Here is a 21,499-nt window from a genome sequence, read left to right as displayed (position 1 = left end):
ACTGTTCTGGCTCTTGCGAAGCCAGTGCCTGTCAGTCCTCGGGCACCCGGTCGCGCAGCACAAAAACCATGCCCGCGCTTTCATACAGTTGTCGGGCGCGCAGGTTGCTTTCGCGCACCTTGAGGTCGACGTAGGGTTCGCCGCGTTGCTTGAACACCTGAAAACTGTGCAGCAACAAGGCGCGGCCCAGCCCCTGGCCCTGGGCGCAGGGATGCACGGAGAGGTTCTTGATAAACGCGCTGGTCCAGCACTGGGCCACGCCGAGGATGCCCTCGGCGTTGCTGGCCACCAGGCACAGCGTCGGGTCGAACTCGGCATCGGTGACGAACTGCTGGCGCCATTGCTCCAGGCCGGCGACACGGCCGCCGCCCTGGTCCTGGGTCATGCGCAGCACCGCATGAATCGCCGGGGCCAGTTCATCACGGTAATGGCCCAGCCGAGTATCGGCCGGCCACTGCGGGGCGGGCAGGCTGCCGGTCAGGTCGCGGCGCAACAGGTGGAAGTATTGCGTCACCGGTTACAAGCCCTTTTGCGCCACGGTCTGGGCGGCAACCACCAGGCACTTGGTCAGTTCGGGCGAAGAGAACTTGGTCAGCACCGCGTCGGCACCGGCCAGGCGGGCCTTTTCGCTGTTCATCGCGCTGTCCAAAGAAGTGTGCAGCAGCACGTAAAGCTCCTGGAAATCCGGGGTTTCGCGCAGCGTACGGGTGAGGGCGTAACCGTCCATTTCGGACATTTCGATATCCGAAACCACCACGTTGATCTGCTCGGCCGTGCCTTGCAGCTCCAGCAGCACGTCGATGGCCTCCTTGGCGCTGCGTGCGGTGTGGCAAGTCAAACCGAGATTGCGCAGGGTGTGCACCGATTGCTGCAGGGCGACCTGGCTGTCGTCCACCACCAGAATCCGCGCATTGCCGAGTACTTCGGCCTCTTCCATGGTCAGGTCGGTGGGCGCCGCTTCAACCGGTGCCGGGGCGATGCCGTGGATGACCTTTTCGATATCCAGCACCTGCACCAGCCCGCCTTCGACCTGGGTAACCCCGGTGATAAACGAGCGGTTGCCACCGGAGCCATACGGCGGCGGACGAATGTCGGTGGTCAGGCAATGCACGATCTTGCTCACCGCCTGCACATGCAAGCCCTGCTTGGAACGGCTGACGTCAGTGACGATCAGGCAGCCGCCGTTCGGGTCTTGCAGGGGCATCTCGCCCAGCGCGCGGCTCAGGTCGATCACCGACAGCGACGCACCGCGCAGCGTGGCGATGCCTTTGACGTGAGGGTGAGACTCCGGCAGCTTGGTCAGCGGCGGGCAGGGGATGATTTCGCTGACTTTCAGCAGGTTGATCGCCATCAGCTTGCCGCTGCGCAAGGTAAAGAGCAGAAGCGAGAGTGAATCTGCGCGGGCTTTGGTGGTGGACATAAAAACCTTCTGTGGATCAGGAATGACGATCTATAGAGGGTTATCGACTCGGGCGCGCCAGGCTTTAACCGGATTTATGCAGGGCTGGCGTGTGTGGGAGCGAGCAAGCCCGCTCCCACAGGTAAGATGTGTCAGCCCTTCCAGACCTGTGGGTTCACCAAGTCCTGTGGGCGCTGGCCCAGCAAGGCGCTGCGCAGGTTGTCCAGGGCGCGGTTGGCCATGGCTTCGCGGGTTTCGTGGGTGGCCGAGCCGATGTGCGGCAGGGTTACGGCGTTGCTCAGTTGGAACAGCGGCGACTCGGCCAGCGGCTCCTGCTCATACACATCCAGGCCGGCACCCCGAATCTTCTGGGTTTGCAGGGCGTCGATCAGCGCCGGCTCGTCCACCACCGGGCCACGGGAAATATTGATCAGGATCGCGCTGGATTTCATCAGGCCCAACTCGCGGGTGCTGATCAGGTGGCGGGTCTTGTCGCTCAATGGCACCACCAGGCAGACGAAGTCCGACTCGGCCAGCAATTGGTCGAGGCTGCGGAACTGGGCGCCCAATTCCTGTTCCAGCGCGGTCTTGCGGCTGTTGCCGCTGTACAGGATCGGCATATTGAAGCCCAGGCGTCCACGCCGGGCCACGGCGGCGCCGATGTTGCCCATGCCGACGATGCCGAGGGTTTTGCCGTGTACATCGCAACCGAACAGTGGCGCGCCGACGCTGGCTTTCCACTGGCCGGCCTTGGTCCAGGCGTCCAGTTCGGCCACGCGGCGTGCGCTGCTCATCAGCAGGGCGAAGGCCAGGTCGGCGGTGCTTTCGGTGAGTACGTCGGGGGTGTTGGTGAGCATGATTCCGCGCTCGTTGAAGTAGGACACGTCGTAGTTGTCGTAGCCTACTGACACGCTGGAGACCACCTCCAGTTTGCTTGCGCCTTCGAGCTGTGCGCGGCCGAGCTTGCGGCCTACGCCGATCAAACCGTGGGCGTGGGGCAGGGCCTCGTTGAATTGAGCGTTGATGTCGCCCAGCTTGGGATTGGGGACGATGACGTCGAAATCCTGTTGCAGGCGTTCGATCATTTCCGGGGTGACACGGCTGAAGGCGAGGACGGTCTTTTTCATTGCAGGCGGGCTCATCGACTACGGAAGAATGCCAAGCACGCTAACATTCTTGGGGGGGATTGGGGGGAGCTTTTTGGTGTTGTTTGGTGGGTGAGTGAGTACATATCCGTTGCTGCGGTAACGGCGGCTTAGGGTTCCGCTCTTACAGCGGGTCACTTTTGGCAAACGCCCGGAATGCCGGCCCAGCCAAAAGTAACCAAAAGGTCTTTGCCCCACCACTCGGTGCCTCGCCTAGGCTCGGCATTCCCTCACTCCGGCCAGCGTGGTTGACGGGGCCTGTCAGATCAAAATCAAAAGCAAAGCACGGCGGCCTGAAAGCCGACCTGAGTGGTTGAAGCAAAAGCAGATCAAAAGCACAGCAACACACTTCTATCTGATGCACAGATATCCAAATGTGGGAGCGGGCTTGCCCGCGAATGCGGTGGGTCAGTCAGCTCATGTGTCACTGGCCCACCGCCTTCGCGAGCAAGCCCGCTCCCACAAGTTGACCGAGTTCAACCTCCACCACCGCACTGCTTTGCTTTTCTGTAGGAGCTGGCTTGCCTGCGATGAAGACACCTCGGTCCATCAGGTACACCAGGTTGATGCCATCGCAGGCAAGCCAGCTCCCACATTTGATTGAGTTCAGGTTCCAGAATCAGGTCGGCTGTCAGGCCGCCTCGGTTTTGCTTCTACCACTCAGGTCGGCTACCAGGCCGCCGTGCTCTGCTTTTGATCTTGATCTGCTTTTGATCTTAGGCGCCCCGTTAAACCACGCTGGCCGAACGCAGGCTTGAATCCGTGGGTAACCCGGCAGGACGCCGGGTTAGCCGTGTTGGGCCATGGATGGCCCGTCACGGCGGCCCACGGATTCAAGCCGGAGTGAGGGCACACCGAGCCTAAGCGAGGTGCCGAGTGGTGGGGCAAGAGCCTTTTGGTTACTTTTGGGCTCTTTTCAAAAGTGACCCGCTGTAAGAGCGGAACCCATACCCGCCATCACCCAAATAACGGATATGCCCCCAAAGCCCAAAGCCCAAAGCCCAACCCCAAAGCCCAGTCAGTTAGCCAACCGCGCCCCGCTAAGGCTCCCACTCAACTCATACGCCACCAATTCCGCCTGATGCGCCGCCAGAATCTCGGGCAACGACCCGCGCAGATATTCAACCCACGTCTTGATCTTCGCATCCAGGTACTGGCGCGACGGGTAGATGGCATACAAGTTCAGCTCTTGCGAGCGGTAGTTAGGCATCACCCGCACCAGCGTGCCGTTACGCAACCCCTCGATAGCCGCATACACCGGCAACAAACCCACGCCCATGCCACTGGTGATCGCCGTTTTCATCGCGTCCGCCGAATTGACCAGAAACGGCGACGTATTGATCGCCACACTTTCCTGGCCTTCCGGCCCGTTGAAGGTCCATTTATCCAGCTGGATCACCGGGCTCACCAACCGCAGGCACGCATGGTTGAGCAAATCCTGCGGCCGTTGTGCGCAGCCCTTGGTCTTGACGTAATCCGGCGACGCACACGCGATGCTGTAGGTAATGCCCAGCCGCTGGGACACAAACCCCGAGTCCGGCAATTCACTGGCCAGCACGATCGACACGTCGTAGCCCTCATCGAGCAAGTCCGGCACGCGGTTGGCCAGGGTCAGGTCGAATGTCACGTCGGGATGCGTACGGCGGTAGCGGGCAATGGCGTCAATCACGAAATGCTGGCCGATCCCGGTCATGGTGTGCACTTTCAACTGCCCGGCCGGCCGCGCGTGCGCGTCGCTGGCTTCGGCTTCGGCTTCTTCCACGTAGGCGAGGATCTGCTCGCAACGCAGCAAATAGCGTTTACCGGCTTCGGTCAGTGCGATGCGGCGGGTGGTGCGGTTGAGCAAGCGGGTTTGCAGATGGGCTTCCAGGTTGGAGACCGCGCGCGAGACGTTGGCCGTGGTGGTGTCCAGTTGCACGGCGGCGGCGGTGAAGCTGCCAGCTTCGGCCACGCAACTGAAAGCGCGCATGTTTTGCAAAGTGTCCATGGAGTGTTCTCAGGGGAGATAGCAAATTGTGACAGAAAGTTACGCCGTCCAGTGATCCCTACCAACGGATTATCGCTTGAACGGTAACAAAGATTCACAGGAATGCCAGCTTATCGTTCCCCATGGCGCCCCCTAGAATTGCGCCACCTCTTGCGCAACACCACCTCAGGAATACGCTTGCCGTGCCGCGTCGCATCATCAGAGAGCTGAAGACTCTCAGTGTTTGGGCCTTATCGTTAGCAATCAGCGGCTGCATCGGAACCGGAGGAATCGCCCCCCAAGGCCGGGCCCTCAACGCCAATAACCTGGCCACCGACGAAGCCATCCAGAGCGCCGCCCACGACGCCCACTGGCCCACCACGCAATGGTGGCAAGCCTATGGCGATCCGCAACTCAATCAGTGGGTGCAACTTGCCACGCAAAACAGCCCGAGCCTGGCCATGGCCGCCGCGCGGGTGCGTGAGGCGCGGGCCATGGCCGGCATCGCCGAGTCGGCCGAGTCGTTGCAGATCAACAGTGACACCACCCTCAAACGCCACAACTGGCCGAAGGATCAGTTCTACGGCCCCGGCGAGTTGAGCGGAACAACCACCTGGGACAACAATTCGTCTCTGGGCCTGAGCTATGCCCTCGACCTGTGGGGCCGCGAAAGCAACGCCAGCGAACGCGCTGTCGACCTGGCGCATATGAGCGCCGCCGAAGCGCGCCAGGCCCAGCTCGAATTGCAGAACAACGTGGTGCGCGCCTACATCCAGTTGTCCTTGCAGTACGCCAACCGCGACATCGTCGCCGCCACCCTGGCCCAGCAGCAGCAGATTCTCGACCTGGCCAATAAACGCCTGAACGCCGGGATCGGCACGCACTTCGACGTCAGCCAGGCCGAAACGCCGTTGCCGGAGACCCATCGCCAGCTCGACGCGCTCGACGAGGACATCGCCCTGAGCCGCAACCAACTGGCTGCTTTGGCGGGCAAAGGTCCGGGCGAGGGTGCACAACTGCAACGCCCGAGTTTGTCCCTCGCCGCGCCGCTGAAATTGCCGTCGAGCCTGCCGGCGCAATTGCTTGGCCAGCGCCCGGACGTGGTCGCCGGTCGGTGGCAGGTCGCCGCGCAAGCCCGTGGCATCGACGTCGCGCACGCCGGCTTCTACCCCAACGTCGACCTGGTCGGCAGCCTCGGCTACATGGCCACCGGCGGCGGCCTGCTGGAGTTTCTGGCGGGCAAGAAATTCAACTACAACGTCGGCCCGGCGATCACCTTGCCGATCTTCGACGGCGGTCGTTTGCGTGGGCAACTGGGCGAAGCCAGCGCCGGTTATGACCTGGCCGTGGCCAAGTACAACCAGACGCTGGTCAACGCGCTCAAGGGCATCAGCGACCAGTTGATCCGCCGCGAATCGATGGACAAGCAGGCGTCCTTCGCTGCGCAGTCCGTGGCTTCTGCGCAGAAAACCTACGACATCGCGATGATCGCCTACCAGCGCGGCCTCACCGATTACCTCAACGTGCTGAACGCCCAGACCTTGCTGTTCCACCAGCAGCAAATCGAGCAACAGGTGCAAGCCGCACGCCTGAGTGCCCACGCCGAACTGGTCACCGCCCTGGGCGGCGGGCTCGGCGCCGGCAACGATGTGCCGCCAGACACCAAGACCCTTCCGAGCAAGACCCCGGCGGCGCTTGCCGTGTTTGATCACTGAGTAGGATTTGATGACGCCCTTGCCTGCACCGCTGCGCTGGTTGCACTCCCTGGAGTGGCGCCGTGGTTTTTTCGACTGGGCACGCAGCGATGGCGTGACCTGGGTCTATATCTTCAAGGTGCTGATCGCCGCGTTCCTCACGCTGTGGCTGGCGATGCGCCTGGAACTGCCGCAACCGCGCACCGCGATGATCACCGTGTTTATCGTGATGCAACCGCAGAGCGGTCAGGTCTTCGCCAAGAGCTTTTACCGCTTCCTCGGCACCCTGACGGGGTCGGCGGTGATGGTCTTGTTGATCGCCTTGTTTGCGCAGAACACCGAATTGTTCCTCGGCGCGTTGGCGATCTGGGTGGGCATTTGCACGGCCGGTGCGACGCGTAATCGCAACTTTCGCGCCTATGGGTTTGTGCTGGCGGGCTACACCGCGGCGATGGTGGGTTTGCCCGCGCTGGCCCACCCGGACGGGGCCTTTATGGCGGCGGTGTGGCGGGTGCTGGAAATCTCTTTGGGGATACTGTGCTCGACGTTGGTCAGCGCCGCGATCCTGCCGCAAACCAGCAGCGCCGCGATGCGCAACGCCTTGTACCAGCGCTTTGGCGTGTTCGCGCTGTTTGTCACCGATGGCCTGCGCGGGCGCAGCCAGCGTGAAGAGTTCGAGGCCAGCAATGTGCGCTTTATCGCCGAGGCCGTAGGCCTGGAAGGGCTGCGCAGCGTCACCGTATTTGAAGACCCGCACATGCGGCGGCGCAATGGCCGGCTGAGTCGCCTCAACAGCGAATTCATGAGCATCACCACGCGCTTCAACGCCTTGCACCAGTTGCTTGAGCGGCTGCGCACGGATGCAGCCGACCACGTCGCCGCGGCAATCAAGCCGGGCCTGCAAGACCTGGCCGAAGTCCTTGACGGTTTCTCCGGCCGTGCGCTCACCAGCCCCGACGCGGCGCGCCTGGTCAATCAATTGAGCGCCTACAAGGATGGACTGCCCGCCAAAGTGCGCCGCCTGCGTGCGAATTTTCAGCAAGGCAATCCGAGTGAAGCCGAGCAGCTGGATTTTCATACTGCCTACGAGCTGCTATACCGCTTTGTCGATGACCTGCACAACTACGCGCAGACCCACGCATCACTGGCCGATCACAGCCATGAGCGCGAGCAGTGGAGCGAAGCCTACACGCCGAAAACCAACTGGCTGGCCTGCGCCGCTTCGGGGATTCGCGCGTCCTTTATCCTGATCGTGCTGGGCAGTTACTGGGTGGCCACCGCCTGGCCCAGCGGCGCGACCATGACCCTGATCGCCGCCGCCACCGTCGGCCTGTCCGCCGCCACGCCCAACCCGAAACGTATGGCCTTCCAGATGGCTTGCGGCACTTTGATCGGCGCGTTGGTGGGCTTTGTCGAAATGTTCTTTGTGTTCCCGTGGATCGACGGCTTCCCACTGCTGTGCGTGATGCTTGCGCCGGTGATTATCTTTGGCTCGTTCCTCGCCTCCCGCCCGCGATACGCCGGCGTCGGCGTGGGCTTGCTGATCTTTTTCAGCACCGGCTCGGTGCCGGACAACCTGACGGTCTACAACCCTTACAGCTTTATCAATGACTACATCGCCATGGTCATTGGCATGCTGGTGTGCGCGGCGGCTGGCGCGATTATCCTGCCGCCGAACAGCCGCTGGTTGTGGCGCCGTCTGGAGCAGGACCTGCGCGAGCAGGTGGTGTACGCGATCAGCGGCAAGCTCAAGGGCCTGGCGTCGAGTTTTGAAAGCCGCACCCGCGACCTGCTGCACCAGGCTTACGGCCTCGCCGTCGGCCAGCCGCACGTGCAACGCGACTTGCTGCGCTGGATGTTCGTGGTGCTGGAAGTCGGCCACGCGATCATCGAGTTGCGCAAGGAGCAGGCGATATTGCCGGTGCACCCGGCGTATGCCGAGTCGCAACCCTGGCGCCAGGCGATCCGCGTGATGGGCCGCTCGCTGGTGCGGCTGTTCCTGCAACCGAGCGCCAGCAACCTGGAGCGCGGGTTGATTGCCGTCGACCATGCGATCAGCCGTGTGCAGGCCACCGATGAACCCTTCGCCCCGCACTTCGACACCTCGGCGTTGCGCCGGGTGAAAAGCTACCTGCACTTTATCCGCACGTCGTTGCTGGACCCGCAATCGCCCCTGGCCGCCCTCAAAGGATCCCCGAATGCCTCGTGAAATCGCATTCCACGGCGTTTACATGCCGACCATGACCCTGATGTTTTTTATCGCCGCAGGGTTGGCCTGGGCCTTGGACCGCTTCCTGGCCGGGTTCGACCTGTACCGTTTTTTCTGGCACCCGGCGTTGCTGCGCCTGAGCCTGTTCGTTTGCTTGTTCGGCGCCCTGGCGCTGACCGTCTACCGTTGAGAATGCCCCGATGAAAAAGTTTTTCAGCCTGCTCGCGACCTTGCTGGTACTGGCTTTGGCGATCTGGATTGGCCGCACGCTGTGGGTGCACTACATGGAGACGCCGTGGACCCGCGATGGCCGCGTGCGCGCCGACATCATCAACGTGGCGGCCGACGTCACCGGCGAAGTGGTAGACGTACCGGTGCGTGACAACCAGTTGGTGAAAAAGGGCGACCTGCTGATGCAGATCGACCCCGAGCACTACCGCATCGCGGTCAAGCAGGCGCAATCGCTGGTGGCTTCGCGCAAGGCCACCTGGGAGATGCGCAAGGTCAACGCTCACCGCCGCGCCGACCTCGACGCCCTGGTGATCTCCAAGGAAAACCGCGACGACGCGAGCAACATCGCCGACTCGGCCCTGGCCGATTACCAACACGCGCTGGCGCAGTTGGAAGCGGCTGAGCTGAATTTGAAACGCACTCAAGTGGTGGCGGCGGTGGACGGCTACGTCACCAACCTTAATGTGCACCGGGGCGACTACGCGCGCATCGGCGAGGCGAAGATGGCCGTGGTCGATATGAATTCGTTCTGGGTGTATGGCTTCTTTGAAGAAACCAAGCTGCCCCACGTCAAAGTCGGTGACGAGGCCGATATGCAATTGATGAGTGGCGAGACGCTTAAGGGCCATGTGGAAAGCATCTCGCGCGGCATCTACGACCGCGACAACCCCGAGAGCCGCGAACTGATCGCCGATGTGAACCCGACCTTCAACTGGGTGCGCCTGGCCCAGCGCGTGCCGGTGCGCATTCACATTGATGAAGTGCCTGAAGGCGTGCTGTTGGCGGCGGGCATTACTTGCACGGTGATCGTCAACCCAACACAACACTAACTGTGGCAACTGGCTTGTGTGGGAGCTGGCTTGCCTGCGATGGCGGACAGTCAGTTGAAGTATGTATGGCTGACCCACCGCTATCGCAGGCAAGCCAGCTCCCACAGTTTGGACGGTGTTAAGCCTTGATAAAGGTTTCGTGCAGATGGCGCCACAGCAAGGTGCCACTGGCCTGCTTCTCGAACACCACGGTGGCGCGTCGATCAGTCTGCGTGCCGCTGTCATCAACCTGATGTTCGCGGTAAGTCACCGTGGCGCCGCGTGCATGGCGGTCGATCCCGGTCATCTCGCTCAAGGTGATTTTCAAGCCCGGGCGCATACCGCCAAGGCGCGTGAACAGTGCTTTCACCCCGGCCGCATTTACCCGCGTGCCGGTGGCGGGTGCGACCATGCTGAACTCGGGTGAGAAGCGCGCCAGCAAGGTTTCCAGTGTGCCTTCAGGCGCAACGCCGGCAAACCATTGCTCGATCTCGACGTGGGTCTGGATCACTTCCTCAAAAAAATCGCTGTAATCAATCATGGCTGGGCTCGTTGGCTGGGTGAAGCAGTGTCCGTACTCTGGAAGCGTCCAGGCGCAGCACTGCAAAAAGGGGCAGCAGTGTCAGGGCTGCCGCTATCGTGAAGGTTATGGCGAAGGAATCCAAGGCCGACAACAACGCACTGAGTGCCGCCGCGCCGAGGCAAAAGCTCACTTGCCGATTGATATTCCACAGCGCGCTGGCATCGCCCATGCGTTGAGCGGGTATGTCGAGAAACGCCAGCGTCTGCGCGGTGCTGCTGCACAAGCTGCCACCCAGGCCCATCAAGGCATAGGCCGCAATCACCCAGGCGGGTTGGTTGAGCAACAGGATGCCGCTGCATTGCAACGCCATGCCCGCCAGCAGCAAGGGTTTGGGGCCGCAGCGGTTAAACAGTTTTTTGCTCAGGAAAATCGCCAGTGCCGAGGCCAGTGCCCACGGCAGCATCAGCGCGCCGGTCTGCGTGGCGTCGTAGCCGAGGCCGCGCAGGTAAAGGATGGCGATCAGGCTGGTACCGATAAAGACGCCGGGGATGAACAGATAGACCAATATCGCCACGCGCAGCATCGGGCTACGGATCTGCTTGAAGATGCTGCCCACGTCCAGGGCCGGGCGCACCGTGGCAGGCGCGTCAGGTTTTATCCACAGCAGTGCCAGCAGCAACGTGAGCAACGCCAGCGGCAGGTTGGCATAGAAGATCCAGCGCCACGACAGGCTGTCGACGATCAACCCGCCCAGGGCCGGCGACAGCGCCGGCACCAGCAGCGCCACCGACATCACCCGCGCCGTCAACTGGCTGCGTTCTGCCGCTGGAAAATACCGGTAGGCCATGGCCTGGCCCACGGGAATCAGCAGTCCGCCGCCCAAGCCTTGCAGCGCCCGCCAGCCAATCAGGGTTTCGATAGAACTCGCCTGGCCGACCATCAGCGAAGCCCCCGCGAATAACAGCAGGCTCGCCGCGATCAGCGTTCGCTCGCCCATCAGTGCCGCCAGCCACACGCTCAGGGGAATGATCACGGTCAACCCAAGCATGTAGGCATTGCTGATCCAGGCCAATTGTGTGACCGAGGCGTGCAGCTCGCGGGCGATGTCCGGGTAGGCGACCGTGGCGACAAACATGTTCACCAGGTCCAGGGCAAAGCCGAATAAAAAGATCCAGGCGACTTTCGAGCGGTAGGTCATGGACGCGATCCTGCGAATGAAGCGCGCAGGGTAGGCCGCCAGCAGGGTTTGGGCTACGCCGGTTTGCCTGTTAGTTTGTCAAAAATATTTTGACAAAGGAGGGCGTGGCCGATGGTCAGCCTGGACCGATTCGACACCTTCAAGGCTGTGGTAGAAGCCGGTTCGCTTACCGCTGCGGCCGATTTGCTGGGCCAGACCCGCGCCGTGGTCAGCTTCAACCTCAAGCGCCTGGAAGCAGAGCTGGGCGTGACCCTGCTGACGCGCAACACCCGCCAACTGGCGCTGACCGATGCCGGCGAGCGTTTTTACCTGCGCTGCACACGCATGCTTGAAGAAGCGCGCCTGGCGGTGGAAGAGGCGCGCTCCGAACATGCCCAGCTCAAAGGCACGTTGCGCATCACCACCACAGTCGAATACGCGCTGGCGGTGGTTGCCCCTGCAATCGAGGCCTTTCGGCGCTTGCACCCGGACCTGAACATTCACCTATCCACCTCCTCGACCCACGCCGATTTGATCTCGGAACGCTTTGATGTGGCGATTCGACTGGGACGTCTGCTCGACTCCAATCACCGTGCGGTGCAGTTGTCGACCTTTGAGGTGTTTGCAGTGGCAGCGCCCGAGTTTGCCGAGGTTCAAACGCTGGATGCGTTGGAGCAGGTGCCCAAGCTGGGCCATGGCCGTTTGACCGAACTGAGCCTGACCGACCCGGCCGGCGGCGAGCATCAATACCGTGCCGGCCCGACTGCGCTGGTGGCCGACAGTGCGGCCGTGCTTCAGGCGTTTGCCGTGCGCGGCCTCGGCGTGGCGGTGCTGCCGCAATGGTTGGTGCAGGATGACCTGGCGGCGGGGCGCTTGGTGCGCTTGTTGGCGGACCATCGTTTTGCGCCACAGGGGATCTACGCGATGTACCCGGACACCCGGCATTTGCCGCTCAAGGTGCGGGCGTTTATTGATTTCATGAAAGGCTAAAGCGAGCCCGACAGGCCGAAGCGCTTCTTCAAGACTTTTTCCAACAGGGCCTTGGGCACCAAGGCCGCCACCAGTGGCAGCGCCCGGCAGCCATTGCCCGCGCGCAGCAGCCGTGGCGGCGTTGGCTGTTGCACGGCCTTTAATACCTGCGCCGCGAATTGCTCGGCTGAGGTCGGGTTGTTCTGCGAGGCCTGGGAGCGCGCACGAATGCCTTCGCGCAACGGCCACCATGGTGACTTTTCGTTGATCAACAGCTCGGCCTGGGCGCCGGCGTTTTTCGCAAAATGCGTGTCGATAGCGCCCGGCTGCACTTCCATCACGCGCACACCAAATGGCGCCAGCTCCATGCGCAGTGCGTCGCTCAACGCGTGCACCGCCGCCTTCGAGGCGCAGTAGGCGCCGGCAAACGGTGTCACCAATACGCCGGAGACGCTACCGATGTTCACCACCAGGCCTTTGGCTCGACGCAGGGCGGGAAACAACGCCTGGGTCACGCCGACGATGGAAAACACATTGGTTTCGAACTGGCGTTGCATGGCCTCGGTGCCGCCGTCGAGCAGCGGGCCCATGGCGCCGTAGCCGGCATTGTTGATCAGCACGTCCAGCCCGCCGATCTGTTCGGCGAGCGCCTTGAGCGCCATGGCGTCGTTGACGTCCAGTTGCACGGCCTTGAAACCGGCGGCAGCCAGGGCGCTCACATCATCAGGCTGGCGGGCGCTGGCCCACACTTCATGGCCTGCGGTTTTGAAGGCATCGGCCAGGGCGCGGCCGATGCCGCTGGAGCAGCCGGTGATCAGTACATTGGGCATGAATCAATCCTTTGTCAGTCCGAGAAACTGCCTTGCAGGTGCTCGGCGCGAAATTCCAGGGTTTGCGGGCGGTAGCCGGGGCGCAGTGGTGGTGTGGGCAGGCAGTCGTCCCAGGTGGCGCCGGCCTGCAACTCGCCGGGGCCGCGATAGCGTGGAGCGGCGTAGACATTGTCGGCCAGGTTGACGGAGTCGCCCGGTGCATACGCTGCAACGCGCCAGCGCAGTTCGGTCAGCGGTACGTCGTTGCCGTTGCTCAGGACCAGTTTCAGCGGCCGGTCTGGCGGGCATTCCTGCGGCGCATAGCTGATGCGCAGTTCCAGGCGCGACAGTTGCGAGGCTTCGCGGCTGTCCAGCCACACCACCCAAATCGCCACGCAGCCCAGGCCGACAGCGGCCGCGAGCGACACCGGCAACGCCTTGGCCGGGTAGCGTAGCAGCAGGATCAGCCAGGTGATGATCAGGAGAACGCCGAAGAACATGGAGACCACCTCGAATAGGGAACGAGCATCCTAACTTAAGCGTAGGTGGGATTGGCGAGCTTGAGATAAGTGTTGATTGGGCCGCCGCCATCGCAGGCAAGCCAGCTCCCACAGTTAACCGCGTACATCCGTTGGAATGCAGTTAACTGTGGGAGCTGGCTTGCCTGCGAAGAGGCCTTCAGCAACACCCCAAAACCCCACAAAAAAAGCCCCCACCCAACCCACTGCGGATAGGGGACGCAATGGGCTGGGTGAGGGCTTCTTTCTACGACTGTATTACTGCGCGATAGTTTTCACCGACACGCCACGTTCAACCGGGGTGGAGCGTCCGTAGATATCTTCGAAGCGCTCGATATCGTCTTCGCCCAGGTAGCTGCCCGATTGCACTTCGATGATTTCCAACGGGATCTTGCCCGGGTTGCGCAGGCGGTGCACCGAGGCGATCGGGATGTAGGTGGACTGGTTCTCGCAGAGCAGGAACACGTTCTCGTCACAGGTGACTTCGGCCGTGCCGCTGACCACGATCCAGTGCTCGGCGCGGTGGTGGTGCATTTGCAGGGACAGGCACGCGCCCGGCTTGACCGAGATGTGCTTGACCTGGAAGCGGCCGCCCATGTCCACCGAGTCGTAAGAGCCCCACGGACGATAGACTTCGCAGTGGTTCTGGGTTTCGCTGCGGCCCTGGTCGTTGAGGGTGCTGACCATCTGCTTGACGCCCTGGACCTTGTCCTTGTGGGCAATCATCATCGCGTCCTTGGTTTCCACCACCACGATGTTGTCCAGGCCGATCACCGACACCAGCTTGCCGTTGCCGTGAATCATGCAGTTGCGGCTGTCCTGGATCACCACGTCGCCTTTGCTGACGTTACCGTGTATGTCTTTATCGTTGACCGCCCACAGCGAGGCCCAGCAACCCACGTCGCTCCAGCCGGCGCTCAGCGGTACCACGCAGGCACGCTGGGTTTTTTCCATCACGGCGTAGTCGATGGAGTTGTCCGGGCAGCAGGCGAAGGTGGCTTCGTCGAAGGTCACGGTGTCGGCGGTCTGCTCGCTGCGTTCCAGGGTCAACAGGCAGGTGTCGTAGATGTCCGGATCGTGTTTTTTCAGCTCTTCGAGGAAGCGGCTGGCGCGGAACAGGAACATGCCGCTGTTCCAGAAGTAACCGCCGCTTTTGACGAACTCGACCGCGCGTTTTTCATTGGGTTTTTCGACGAACTGTTCAACGCGGCTTACGCCTTCGGGCAGCAGTGAATCGTTGGTGGACTTGATGTAGCCATAACCGGTTTCCGGACGGGTGGCCGGTACGCCGAACAGCACCATCTCGCCACGCTCGGCCGCCACGGTGGCCAGGGCCAGGGCGCGTTGCAGGGCTTTCTGGTCGTCGATCACGTGGTCGGCGGGCAGCACCAGCATCAGCTCGTCGCGGCCTTCATTGACCAGCATCATCGCCGTCAGGGCCACAGCCGGCGCAGTGTTGCGACCGAACGGCTCCATCAGGATGCGCTGGCATTCGAGCTTACGCGTGCTCAGTTGCTCGTTGACGATGAAACGGTGGTCTTTGTTGCAGACCACGATCGGTGAGTCCATGCCTTCGAACACCAGACGCTCCAGGGTTTGCTGGAACAGCGTGTGCTCGCCGGTCAGGGCCAGGAATTGTTTCGGGAACTGTTTACGGGAAAGCGGCCAAAGACGTGAGCCGCTACCACCGGAAAGGATTACTGGGATCATGTGTTTCTCCTTGAATCAATTTGGGTCAGAGCTACGAAGGTTTGTCGTTTCACTCTTGTTTTTGTCTCGGTCTGAACTGACACCCTGGTCCTTGTGGGAGCTGGCTTGCCTGCGATGCAGACGACTCGGTGTTTTAGTTACACCGCAGTGATGCCATCGCGGGCAAGCCCGGCTCCCACAGGGGGCATGGGTCAGTTCAAGAATCTAATCAGCGGGTCGATACCGGGCGTTTTACCCAGACTGGCGAAATGCTCGAACCGGAACCGGTCACATACAGCACCGCCGCTTCACCGCGCTCCAGGGCCACTGGCTTCACGTCGCCGACCTTTTTGTCGCCGTCATACAGGGCCAGGCTCACCTTCACCGGGTTGATTTCACGCTCGCCACGGCCTTTGGCGGCCACCGACTTGACCACGTCGGTCTTGCCGTCGGCGGTTTTCAGGGTCAGGGCCTTGTCGCTGAGGTTCTGCACGCGCACCAGGGATTTCTGCTTGTTCTTGAACGGCGGTTCTTCGATCAGTTGGGGCTGGCCGCTGCCGCTGTTGACCAGGGTGTAGTAGTGGTCGGCGGCGAGTTTGACCGGCACGGTCTGGCTGCCGACCTTGGCGCTGTAGTCGCCGCCCGGCATGAAGCTGAAGTCACTGCTGGCCAGTGGCGCAACGTCGCTCAGGTTGGTGGCGCCGACGGTGGCGCTGACTTCCTGGTTGCTGGCGTTGTACACACGTACAAAGCTTGAGCCTTTCGGCGCAGTTGGGCCGTAAAGGGCGGCGTCGCCCCCGGCGAAGGCGGACATCGATACGAAGCTCAAGCCGGCAGCAATGGCCAGGGTCTTGGCGAGACGACGCGGAGTAGTAGTGAAAGTCATGTGAGTTACCTCTCTTTCAGTTTTGCGCCCGGTCGGGCGTCTCGGATTTTTGGGTTTTAGCTGGGGTGTTCAGTGCCATGTTCTGTTGGCGCGAACCGGCTTGTTTAAGCTGCGCAACCCACTGCGGGTCGGCATCACCGATTTCGTTGTTGACGGGCAGATAACGTTCAGGGAACTCCCAGATCAGCACCTGTGGCGGGCTGTTCTTGAAGTCGTCGCTTTTGAGGTAGCTGAGCATCGGCAGAATCGGGCCGTGGCCGTCTTCGGAGTAGTTGATGACGTCGCTGTGCAAGGCTTGCTTGAGGGCGCCGACGAAGTTCCAGTTGGGGTTGGCGCTGTAGCTGGTGCCGACCAGTGCCACTGGGGTTTCGCTGTCGCTGAACAGGCCGTCGTCGCCTTTGTTTTCAGCCAGGTGCGTGACGCGTTTTTGCAGCGGCTCTTTGGGCGGCATCAGGTTTTCGAACAGCGGGTCCAGCGGCAGGAACAGACGCAGGTCGCCTTTGTGCGGCTCGGTTTTTTCCGCTTCGGTGACAAAGCGCTGCGGCTCACTGCTGAGCGGGGCCTTTTCGCTGATCACCTTGGCCAGTTGCTTGGCGGCAATTTCAGCGCCGTCCGGGGTCCAGTGGGTGTCGGTGCGCAGGAACACTTGCGTGCCGCCCAGCTTGGCCTGTTGCAGCGGGCCTAGCAGGTCGGGCGCGATGATCTTGTCGGCGGCGACACGGGCGTGGAAGTCCTGATACAGGTTGGCGTGGATGCTCGCCGGTTTCACTTCGCCCAGGTGTTCCGGGTACAGGCGCACCTTGGCCGGCACAATCGCCATGACCAATTGAATGCCCTGAGCCTTGAGCTTTTGGCGCACGCCTTCGACCAGCGCGTAGTTGCCCTCAAGGTTCTGGTCTTCGTTGACGATGGGGTTGAACTCCTCGTCGCTGTACAACCAGTGATCACGGCCCAGCACCACGCCAGGGCGGCCTTCGTTGAACAGCTTGTAGTCCAGCGCGGCCCACAGGTTGGTGCCGATGCGCTTGATCGGGAACTGGTCGTCGTAGTGCGTTTCGACGGCCTTGGTCCAGCGACCGTTGAGCACGGTCGCGTCGGCGTTGGTGCTGAAGCCGAAGAAGCTGCGCATCGACCAGGCGCCCAGGGCCAGCAGCACCAGCAGGAACAGCGCGATGTAGAGGACGCGGAATGAACGGGTCATGGTCGGCTCCCCTCAGAATTGGAAGTAAAGGAACGGCGAGAAACTCTGCGCCGACAGTTTCAGGATTGACGCCACGAACAGCAGCAGTACAGCGCCGCGCATGGCGTAGCGTGGCCAGTCAGCGGTCCAGTAGGCCGGCTGCACGGCGGCGTCCTGGCCGACGGTGAAACCTGGCTGGTGGATGCCGCCCGGGTTGTCGCCCGGCACGGCCTTGATCAGGCTCGGGTCGGCCGGCTTGGCTTTCTCGGCAGGACGGTTGTTGTAGAAATCGCGCAGGCCGAAGAACGCCAGCGTTGCGTACGCCACCACCAGGGTTGCCACTTGCAGGCCGGTGAGGCTGGCGCGGTTGAGTTCCGACAGCGACCATTCGCCAAAGCTGAACATTGCGCCGTACATACGGCCGGCGACGTGCAGGTTCTCTGAGCGGAAGATCACCCAGCCCATCACCACCAGCAGGAAGGTGAAGGCCCAGCGCACCACGTTGAAGCTGCGCGGCGCGGTGTTGAGGCCGATGGCCTTTTCAATCGCCAGCCACATGCCGTGCCAGGCACCCCACACGATGTAGGTGATGTTCGCGCCGTGCCACAGGCCACCGAGCAGCATGGTCAGGAACAGGTTGCGGTAGGTGATCAGCGTGCCTTTACGGTTGCCGCCCAGGGTGATGTACAGGTAGTCACGCAGCCAAGTGGACAGGCTGATGTGCCAGCGACGCCAGAACTCGGTGATCGACTGGCTGATGTACGGCTGCTTGAAGTTTTCCATGAAGCGAAAACCCATCATCAAGCCCAAGCCCATGGCCATGTCGCTGTAGCCGGAGAAGTCGAAGTACAGCTGCGCGGTGTACGCCAGCGCACCCAGCCAGGCGTCGCCCGTGGTGGGGTTTTGCAGGGCGAAGCAATGGTCGGCGACCACCGCCAGGGTGTCAGCGATAAAGACCTTCTTGATGAAACCCTGCATGAACCGCGTGCAGCCCTCGGAGAACTTGTCGAGGGTGTGCGTGCGGTTGTTGAACTGGTCGGCCAGGTCGCGAAAGCGCAACACCGGGCCGGCAATCAGGTGCGGGAAGATCGCCACGAACGCCGCAAAGTCGATGAGGTTGCGGGTGGCCGGGGTGTCGCCGCGGTACACGTCGATGATGTAGCTGATGGACTCGAAGATGTAGAACGAGATGCCGATCGGCAACAACACGTGGGTGAGGATGAACGGCTCCAGACCCACCGACTTCATCATCACGTTGATGCTGTCGACACCGAAGTTGGCGTACTTGAAGTAGCCGAGGATGCACAGGTCGACCGCCACGCCCAACAGCAGCCAGCGCTGGGCCGGCTTGGTGCGCACGCCTGCTGCACCGACCTTGAGGCCGATCCAGTAATTCCACAGCGTTACAGCGGCAAACAGCGCCAGGAAGTCCACTCGCCACCAGGCGTAGAACACGTAGCTGGCAATCAGCAGCAGCAGGTTGCGATAGCGTTGCCCGCTCAAGTAGTACAAGCCGAGAAAGATCGGCAAGAACAGAAACAGGAACACATTGGACGAGAAAACCATCCCGATCTCTCCATGTTTAACAGACAGTCAAGGGCCAGAGCCCCCCCAAACCCCCCCACGATTTCGGGGGAGGCCGTACAACATTCCTACTGATGAAACCGGCTCAAACTGTGGGAGGGGGCTTGCCCCTCCCACCTTTCCAACCGCGTTGCGTCAGATTCCTTTGTTGCCCTTTTCATGCGTCGGGTCGTAAACCTTGGTCAGGTCACCGCCGAGCCGGAAGGTCTTGAACGGCTGCATGCCATGCTTGCGTTCGAGCACATCCGCGGCGCAGGTGTAGAGGGTGCAGAAGGGTTCAAGCCAGGCAAATTTCATGTCTTCCTTGAGGTCCTTCATGTCCTGCTCTTTGCCGTTCTTCTTCTCGAAGATCTCCGGGTCTTTGACCCCGGCCAGCACTTTGTCGCCCAGGCGTTTGAGCGCGCCGTTGTTTTCCTGGCGCAGATCCACGCCGTTGACCAGGGCAAAGCTGGCGATCATCGACAGCGGCGGCAATGCGTAGTTGTGGTACGACAGAGCCCGCTGCTGGCGCTTCAATTCGTTGGGCAAAAAGCCCTGGTCGTCGACCTGGTTGGCGCCGACCTTGTATTCCTTCACGGCCCAATCAAACAGGTCGCGGCGGTTGGTGGCGACGGAGGTTGCCATCACCGACCAGGCGGCCCAGTAGGAGTGGTTGTTGGTTTTTTCCAGCGGCAGGTTGTCCCAATCGCTCACCACCTGATCGGCCAGTTTGTTGAACCAGGCTTCGATCACCTGCGACTCCTGCTGGTGGTTGGCCAACGGGTGGGAGTCGGAGAACTTCAGGCGCACATAGGCCGATGCCATGCTGCCCAGCGCCCATTTGCGCATGGACTTGCCGGTGTGGTTGAAGTCCTTGGACATCAACGCATCCGCCTTGGCCCAGCTGGTCAGCCAGTTGAGCGTGCATTCGAGCTGCTGCGGACGACCGTCGCGCATGAACTGCATCACGCGCTTGCTGGTGTCTTTTTCCAGCTTGGTGATGTCGGCCGTGCTGTCGCGAAAGGCTTTTTCGGATTGCACATTCAGGGTGGAACGGGCTTTGTCCGAACCTTCGTACTTGCTGCGAAATTGCAGCGAGCCGGTGTACGGCGCCGGCATGGCGTCGCAGTCATTCTTGAAGTCGCCGGTCTTGAACGCTTCCACCGGGGCGAAATAGCCCTGGGGCGGGCGCAGTGGCGCGGCGGCGTTGACTACACCTGCGAACATCGCCAGGCCCAGCAGCGTTGGAATCAATAATTTCTGCATAAGTAACCTCACTTCCCGAGCTGGGCGGTCTGTTGACCACTCGCCGGGAACACGTTGCGTGTGCAAATTTTCGCTTCGACTTTCTGCGCAGCAGTGCCCGCTTCGGGACCCTGCACTTCCACGGCCAGCAAGTTCTGCGAGGCCCAGTCTTCATCGGTGCGCAGTTCAAAGGCGAAACGCCCGTCTGTATCGGATGTTTCGGGTTTCTCGATCTTGATGTCCTCGTGGCGCCCGTTCATGTACCAGAGGGTGGCTTGCAGGGTTTTCACCGACGGGTCGGCGAAGCGGATGTCGACCTGGTGACTGCTGTTACGCAGGTCTTTGTTCGAACTGTTGACCAGCAATTCGTTCTTGCCGGGTTTGAGCGTGGTGCTGGCGCTCATCTGCGCGGTCTTGCCTTCACAGCCGTTGTCGAGCAGCGACATCATCTGGCGGTAGATGGTCTCCTGGTCGAGGCGGTACAGCGGCGAGAATTCCCAGATCAGAATTTTCGGCGGGGTTTTCTGGAATTCATCGCTGCCCAGGTACTGGATCATCGAGCCTTCGAGGCCACCGCCGGGGAAAGCGACGTTGAGGATGTCGGCGCCGATTTCCTGCTCGAGGAAGCCGGCGAAGTTGTAGTTCTTGCCGCTGTGGCTGGTGCCGACCAGGGTGATCTGCGGGTTGCCCGAATCGCCGAACAGGTCGCCGTCACCGGCTTCGCCTTTGGGCTCGGTGGTGAACTGGTCCATGTACTGGATCGCGTAGCTGGTGCCGCACAGTTGCCCGGCCATGTTGTGCAGGGTGCCGGTCTTGCCCATGCGCCCGGAGCGCTTGGTTTCGAATTCGCGCTTGGGAATATCCGCAAACTCAGGCATCGCACGCACTTTGGCACCGACGATTTTCGCGGTGCGCTGGGCACCGTAGGGCGTCCAGTGTTGGTCGCCGCGGAAGTAGAAATCGTGGGCCGGCAGTTCATCCGGCAGTTGCTCGTTGGTCAGCGGCGACAAGTCCGGCACCACGTAGCCCATCTTGGCGAAACGGCCGAGCATGGTTTTGTAGTTGCCCAGTGCCTTGTCGAAATCGAACTTGGCTTTCTCTTCGGGGTTGAGCTTGTTGCGGTTCACCAGGCCACGGGTCGGCTGGTAGACCACCACCAATTCCACACCCTTGGCCTTGAACGCATCGTGCAGCTGTTGCATGCGTTTGTAGCCGGCGGGGCTGGTGTCAAATTCGGTGCGCAGGTCTTCCTGGGTACGGAACAGCCAGTCGCCCTGGGCTTGTACCAGGGTGGTGAAGTTCTGCTGATAGCGCGTGGTGTAGTTCTTCGCATCATGGGCCGCGGGGCACAGGCTGCAGCACGGTTCGGCGGTAAAGGTCGGCGCCTTGATGTCATCGGCGCGTACGCCTTGGCTGGCCGCCAGCAGGCCGAGGGTCAGACCCGAGAGGCTCAGCAGTTTGATCATGTGTGGGTGCATAAGGGTCAT

Annotated in this window: 19 protein-coding genes; 5 read left to right on the top strand and 14 right to left on the bottom strand. The window is 61.7% G+C overall.

The genetic code is table 11. The features are described from left to right. Positions 1-31 precede the first annotated feature (31 nt). From L8K08_RS04700 to L8K08_RS04685, 4 genes are all read right to left on the bottom strand, one after another. Positions 32-514: a GNAT family N-acetyltransferase gene (locus L8K08_RS04700; protein ID WP_145166226.1), complete on the bottom strand. Its 483-nt coding sequence runs from the start codon at positions 512-514 to the stop codon at positions 32-34. A gap of 3 nt (positions 515-517) precedes the next feature. Then, entirely contained in the window at positions 518-1,420 is a 903-nt protein-coding gene (locus L8K08_RS04695; protein ID WP_145166225.1) for a chemotaxis protein, read from the bottom strand. A 131-nt stretch (positions 1,421-1,551) separates the two neighbouring features. Then, positions 1,552-2,526: a D-glycerate dehydrogenase gene (locus tag L8K08_RS04690; protein ID WP_242194620.1), complete on the bottom strand. Its 975-nt coding sequence runs from the start codon at positions 2,524-2,526 to the stop codon at positions 1,552-1,554. A 1,036-nt stretch (positions 2,527-3,562) separates the two neighbouring features. Then, complete coding sequence (locus L8K08_RS04685) at positions 3,563-4,531, bottom strand: LysR family transcriptional regulator (protein WP_122719937.1); 969 nt, start codon at positions 4,529-4,531, stop codon at positions 3,563-3,565. A gap of 182 nt (positions 4,532-4,713) precedes the next feature. Between L8K08_RS04685 and L8K08_RS04680 the strand changes: the two genes are divergently transcribed. Genes L8K08_RS04680 through L8K08_RS04665 form a run of 4 tightly spaced genes read left to right on the top strand, consistent with a single transcriptional unit; the run spans position 4,714 to position 9,474 of the window. Continuing rightward, a complete protein-coding gene (locus L8K08_RS04680) occupies positions 4,714-6,225 on the top strand; it encodes an efflux transporter outer membrane subunit (RefSeq protein WP_242194618.1) in 1,512 nt (503 codons plus the stop codon). A gap of 10 nt (positions 6,226-6,235) precedes the next feature. Beyond that, entirely contained in the window at positions 6,236-8,413 is a 2,178-nt protein-coding gene (locus L8K08_RS04675) for an FUSC family protein (protein ID WP_242194616.1), read from the top strand. Further along, complete coding sequence (locus tag L8K08_RS04670) at positions 8,403-8,603, top strand: DUF1656 domain-containing protein (RefSeq protein WP_119738415.1); 201 nt, start codon at positions 8,403-8,405, stop codon at positions 8,601-8,603. The genes L8K08_RS04675 and L8K08_RS04670 overlap by 11 nt, the downstream gene beginning before the upstream one ends. 10 nt (positions 8,604-8,613) lie before the next feature. Then, a complete protein-coding gene (locus L8K08_RS04665) occupies positions 8,614-9,474 on the top strand; it encodes an HlyD family secretion protein (protein ID WP_145161251.1) in 861 nt (286 codons plus the stop codon). Between the two features lie 118 nt (positions 9,475-9,592). Here L8K08_RS04665 and L8K08_RS04660 read toward each other — a convergent pair whose 3' ends face one another. Together L8K08_RS04660 and L8K08_RS04655 are read right to left on the bottom strand one after the other, a co-directional pair. Beyond that, positions 9,593-9,994, bottom strand: coding sequence for a DUF4440 domain-containing protein (locus L8K08_RS04660; RefSeq protein WP_242194614.1), 402 nt, complete (start codon positions 9,992-9,994; stop codon positions 9,593-9,595). Then, positions 9,987-11,174: an MFS transporter gene (locus tag L8K08_RS04655; protein ID WP_242194613.1), complete on the bottom strand. Its 1,188-nt coding sequence runs from the start codon at positions 11,172-11,174 to the stop codon at positions 9,987-9,989. The genes L8K08_RS04660 and L8K08_RS04655 overlap by 8 nt, the downstream gene beginning before the upstream one ends. 111 nt (positions 11,175-11,285) lie before the next feature. Between L8K08_RS04655 and L8K08_RS04650 the strand changes: the two genes are divergently transcribed. After that, positions 11,286-12,143, top strand: coding sequence for a LysR family transcriptional regulator (locus L8K08_RS04650; protein ID WP_145161257.1), 858 nt, complete (start codon positions 11,286-11,288; stop codon positions 12,141-12,143). Here the strand turns inward: L8K08_RS04650 and L8K08_RS04645 are convergent. The 8 genes from L8K08_RS04645 to L8K08_RS04610 all read right to left on the bottom strand — a co-directional run bounded on the left by L8K08_RS04645 (position 12,140) and on the right by L8K08_RS04610 (position 21,490). Next, on the bottom strand, positions 12,140-12,952 hold the full coding sequence (locus tag L8K08_RS04645) for an SDR family oxidoreductase (protein WP_242194610.1): 813 nt from the start codon (positions 12,950-12,952) through the stop codon (positions 12,140-12,142). The two genes, L8K08_RS04650 and L8K08_RS04645, sit on opposite strands and share 4 nt — an antisense overlap. Before the next feature lie 14 nt (positions 12,953-12,966). Further along, the gene (locus L8K08_RS04640) at positions 12,967-13,431 is read right to left on the bottom strand and encodes a multidrug transporter (RefSeq protein WP_106579538.1); all 465 of its coding nucleotides are present in this window, start codon (positions 13,429-13,431) and stop codon (positions 12,967-12,969) included. A gap of 276 nt (positions 13,432-13,707) precedes the next feature. Further along, positions 13,708-15,159: a mannose-1-phosphate guanylyltransferase/mannose-6-phosphate isomerase gene (locus L8K08_RS04635; RefSeq protein WP_119738428.1), complete on the bottom strand. Its 1,452-nt coding sequence runs from the start codon at positions 15,157-15,159 to the stop codon at positions 13,708-13,710. A gap of 208 nt (positions 15,160-15,367) precedes the next feature. Next, positions 15,368-16,024, bottom strand: coding sequence for an alginate O-acetyltransferase AlgF (locus L8K08_RS04630; protein WP_053254501.1), 657 nt, complete (start codon positions 16,022-16,024; stop codon positions 15,368-15,370). Between the two features lie 16 nt (positions 16,025-16,040). Then, entirely contained in the window at positions 16,041-17,225 is a 1,185-nt protein-coding gene (locus L8K08_RS04625; RefSeq protein WP_242194608.1) for an alginate O-acetyltransferase, read from the bottom strand. Between the two features lie 12 nt (positions 17,226-17,237). Beyond that, positions 17,238-18,770, bottom strand: coding sequence for an MBOAT family protein (locus tag L8K08_RS04620; protein WP_242194607.1), 1,533 nt, complete (start codon positions 18,768-18,770; stop codon positions 17,238-17,240). Positions 18,771-18,923: 153 nt separating this feature from the next. After that, positions 18,924-20,033, bottom strand: coding sequence for a mannuronate-specific alginate lyase (locus L8K08_RS04615; protein ID WP_242194605.1), 1,110 nt, complete (start codon positions 20,031-20,033; stop codon positions 18,924-18,926). An 8-nt stretch (positions 20,034-20,041) separates the two neighbouring features. Beyond that, positions 20,042-21,490, bottom strand: coding sequence for an alginate O-acetyltransferase (locus L8K08_RS04610; protein ID WP_242195063.1), 1,449 nt, complete (start codon positions 21,488-21,490; stop codon positions 20,042-20,044). Positions 21,491-21,499 lie beyond the last annotated feature (9 nt).

This window comes from Pseudomonas sp. TREG-RG-20F-10-E-6-01, assembly GCF_022662455.1.
Classification (GTDB): Bacteria; Pseudomonadota; Gammaproteobacteria; order Pseudomonadales; family Pseudomonadaceae; genus Aquipseudomonas.
Note: the sequence above shows the minus strand (reverse complement) of the source record. Positions and strands in the feature narration are given on the sequence as shown.

Excerpts from the sequence above, each read along its gene's own strand:
- L8K08_RS04660 (WP_242194614.1), bottom strand. The coding sequence starts at position 9,994 with ATGATTGATTACAGCGATTTTTTTGAGGAAGTGATCCAGACCCACGTC.
- L8K08_RS04640 (WP_106579538.1), bottom strand. The coding sequence starts at position 13,431 with ATGTTCTTCGGCGTTCTCCTGATCATCACCTGGCTGATCCTGCTGCTA.
- L8K08_RS04645 (WP_242194610.1), bottom strand. The coding sequence starts at position 12,952 with ATGCCCAATGTACTGATCACCGGCTGCTCCAGCGGCATCGGCCGCGCC.
- L8K08_RS04610 (WP_242195063.1), bottom strand. The coding sequence starts at position 21,490 with ATGCACCCACACATGATCAAACTGCTGAGCCTCTCGGGTCTGACCCTC.
- L8K08_RS04630 (WP_053254501.1), bottom strand. The coding sequence starts at position 16,024 with ATGACTTTCACTACTACTCCGCGTCGTCTCGCCAAGACCCTGGCCATT.
- L8K08_RS04615 (WP_242194605.1), bottom strand. The coding sequence starts at position 20,033 with ATGCAGAAATTATTGATTCCAACGCTGCTGGGCCTGGCGATGTTCGCA.
- L8K08_RS04670 (WP_119738415.1), top strand. The coding sequence starts at position 8,403 with ATGCCTCGTGAAATCGCATTCCACGGCGTTTACATGCCGACCATGACC.
- L8K08_RS04690 (WP_242194620.1), bottom strand. The coding sequence starts at position 2,526 with ATGAAAAAGACCGTCCTCGCCTTCAGCCGTGTCACCCCGGAAATGATC.
- L8K08_RS04650 (WP_145161257.1), top strand. The coding sequence starts at position 11,286 with ATGGTCAGCCTGGACCGATTCGACACCTTCAAGGCTGTGGTAGAAGCC.
- L8K08_RS04655 (WP_242194613.1), bottom strand. The coding sequence starts at position 11,174 with ATGACCTACCGCTCGAAAGTCGCCTGGATCTTTTTATTCGGCTTTGCC.
- L8K08_RS04620 (WP_242194607.1), bottom strand. The coding sequence starts at position 18,770 with ATGGTTTTCTCGTCCAATGTGTTCCTGTTTCTGTTCTTGCCGATCTTT.
- L8K08_RS04675 (WP_242194616.1), top strand. The coding sequence starts at position 6,236 with ATGACGCCCTTGCCTGCACCGCTGCGCTGGTTGCACTCCCTGGAGTGG.
- L8K08_RS04665 (WP_145161251.1), top strand. The coding sequence starts at position 8,614 with ATGAAAAAGTTTTTCAGCCTGCTCGCGACCTTGCTGGTACTGGCTTTG.
- L8K08_RS04685 (WP_122719937.1), bottom strand. The coding sequence starts at position 4,531 with ATGGACACTTTGCAAAACATGCGCGCTTTCAGTTGCGTGGCCGAAGCT.
- L8K08_RS04635 (WP_119738428.1), bottom strand. The coding sequence starts at position 15,159 with ATGATCCCAGTAATCCTTTCCGGTGGTAGCGGCTCACGTCTTTGGCCG.
- L8K08_RS04625 (WP_242194608.1), bottom strand. The coding sequence starts at position 17,225 with ATGACCCGTTCATTCCGCGTCCTCTACATCGCGCTGTTCCTGCTGGTG.
- L8K08_RS04695 (WP_145166225.1), bottom strand. The coding sequence starts at position 1,420 with ATGTCCACCACCAAAGCCCGCGCAGATTCACTCTCGCTTCTGCTCTTT.